This window comes from Bradyrhizobium sp. SHOUNA76, from assembly GCF_023006445.1.
GTDB lineage: Bacteria > Pseudomonadota > Alphaproteobacteria > Rhizobiales > Xanthobacteraceae > Bradyrhizobium.
The window spans coordinates 1-2,003 of sequence record NZ_JALBHA010000780.1; the positions used below are offsets into that span (position 1 = coordinate 1).

General features: G+C 64.4%; 3 protein-coding genes and 1 pseudogene. 2 read left to right on the plus strand and 2 right to left on the minus strand.

Annotation, left to right across the window (positions count from 1 at the left end; translation table 11 throughout):
• On the plus strand, positions 1-743 hold a 743-nt coding region (locus MOV74_RS37000), incomplete at its 5' end, for an MFS transporter (protein WP_246932331.1).
• A 105-nt stretch (positions 744-848) separates the two neighbouring features.
• Here MOV74_RS37000 and MOV74_RS37005 read toward each other — a convergent pair.
• Both MOV74_RS37005 and MOV74_RS37010 read right to left on the minus strand, forming a co-directional pair.
• Entirely contained in the window at positions 849-1,064 is a 216-nt protein-coding gene (locus MOV74_RS37005; protein WP_246932333.1) for a cysteine rich repeat-containing protein, read from the minus strand.
• Between the two features lie 173 nt (positions 1,065-1,237).
• On the minus strand, positions 1,238-1,546 hold the full coding sequence (locus MOV74_RS37010; RefSeq protein ID WP_246932335.1) for a hypothetical protein: 309 nt from the start codon (positions 1,544-1,546) through the stop codon (positions 1,238-1,240).
• A gap of 253 nt (positions 1,547-1,799) precedes the next feature.
• Between MOV74_RS37010 and MOV74_RS37015 the strand changes: the two are divergent.
• Positions 1,800-2,003 (plus strand): annotated as a pseudogene (locus tag MOV74_RS37015) (polysaccharide deacetylase family protein); the annotation flags it as partial.

Here is a 2,003-nt window from a genome sequence, read left to right on the forward strand (position 1 = left end):
GCACGGAGCCGGTGCTGACCGCGACCGCGCTGGTGCTGGCAGGCGCGGTGTGGATGGCTGCGATTGCGCTGTTCAATATCGGGGTGCAGCTCTCGGCGCCGCGCTGGGTCGCCGGCCGCTCGCTCGCGGCATTCCAGGCCTCGATTTCCGGGGGCATCGCGATCGGCGCCTGGGGCTGGGGCCATCTCACCGACTATGCCGGTGTCGAGGTTGCACTGCTGACCGCCGCCGGCCTGATGCTGATCTCGCCGCTGCTCGGGATCTGGCTGACGATGCCGCGCGTCGGTGCCCGCAACGAGGATGCCGATGTGCTGGCCGATCCCGAGGTGAAGCTGTCCCTGACGGGACGCAGCGGCCCCCTGGTCGTCGAAATCGAATATCGCGTCGCGCAGGAGAACGCGCGCGCGTTCCACAACGTGATGCAGGACGTGCAGCTCTCCCGGCAGCGCAACGGCGCCTATGGCTGGTCGATCGCTCGCGACATCGCCGATCCTGAATTGTGGACCGAGCGCTATCACTGCCCGACCTGGTTCGATTACTTACGCCAGCGCAACCGCTCGACCCAGTCCGAACGCGCGCTGCACCAGGAGGCGATCGCCTTCCACATCGGCCCTGAGCCGGTGCGGATCCGCCGCATGCTGGAGCGTCCGTTCGGCTCGGTACGCTGGAAGGAAGAGACGCCAGACCGCGCCAACGAAGAGGTGCTGCCGGTGGTCGCGACCGCGGCGGGAAGCAGCACGTAGGCTTGTGAACCCGTAGCCGGGATGGAGCGAAGCGCAATCCGGGATTCTGTCCGCGGTAGGATTGCCCCGGATTACGCTTCGCTCCATCCGGGCGACGAGAGCTATCTACTGCCCGTGCTCGGTCAGCACCTTGTCGCAGCCTTTGCTCAGCTTCGCACGGTTCTGCTTCAGGCAGGCGAGCACGGCGCCGTCACCATTGTTCATCACGGCGCGGCAGAAGCGGCTGACATCGCGCGCACAAGCGTCGTGGCCGGGCTGCTGCTGCGCTGTTGCGACTGAGGCGCAGAGGAGCAAAGGAATGATGAAAAGGAATCTGGTCATCGCGTAATGCCTCTTACCCGGAAAGATATGCGGGGAAGCTAGTGCGACGATCCCGGGGCTGCAACGGCTTTATTTGCCGAGCGCGAGAGTGCCGCCGCGTGGCCCCGGCTTGACGCCGGGGCACATCGCGAAGGGAGCTGACCGGCGCGACAATCGTTGTTGCGCGCGCGCTCTTATTGACTGTTCTGGGCGTCAGCGACCTTGCGCGACGCGCCCTTGGCCAGATCCTTGTCCATCACCGCGCGGCAGCCGGCGCTCAGATCCGAGCGATGCTTCATCATGCACGCCGTGATCTTCGGGATGTTGGGGATTTCCGACGAGCACAGGCGGAAGGCGTCGCCGGTGCACATCTGCTGCGCCTCGGCCGAGAAGGCGAAGCTCGCGCTCGTCGAAGCAATCGAGACGATGGCGGCAAAGCCCAGAGCCAGGCTGAAGTCGCGGATACTGGCAGAGAAGGACTTGGTGTTCAGAGACGTGGTCATTTGAAGCTCCCATTGGCGCCGTCGCAACGGCGCCCGTTGTTGATGGGAACTACGATGCTCCAGCAAAACAGTTTCCACTGTGATGATGGTCACGGGCCGCACCCCGACTGTGACCTTGGTCACTTTGGCGCACCTCCCTGAAAATCCTCCACAACCGCCGTCGTGTTGGTGTCACGTTAACTGTTACTTCGCATTAATGGCTCGTCGCGCGGGAAATTCCGCCGTGTTGGTTGCGTAATTGGAAAGAATGGCGATGCGTAATGCGTTGGGCCTGATGCTGGCCAGTGTAGTTGCGGCGGTCGTGATTGCCGCCGGCGGTTGGTTTTATTATTCCTCGCGCGCCGATCAGGCCGCTCCCAAGACAGTTGCCGCCCGTGCCGCCGACCAATTGCCGGCACCGGCGAAGCTCGCCGCCAGGGATGACGTCGAGACCACCGCGACGGTCGCGGCCAAGCCG

Bases quoted from the DNA above. Each gene is read 5' to 3' on its own strand.
- MOV74_RS37005 (WP_246932333.1), bottom strand. From the start codon at position 1,064: ATGACCAGATTCCTTTTCATCATTCCTTTGCTCCTCTGCGCCTCAGTC.
- MOV74_RS37010 (WP_246932335.1), bottom strand. From the start codon at position 1,546: ATGACCACGTCTCTGAACACCAAGTCCTTCTCTGCCAGTATCCGCGAC.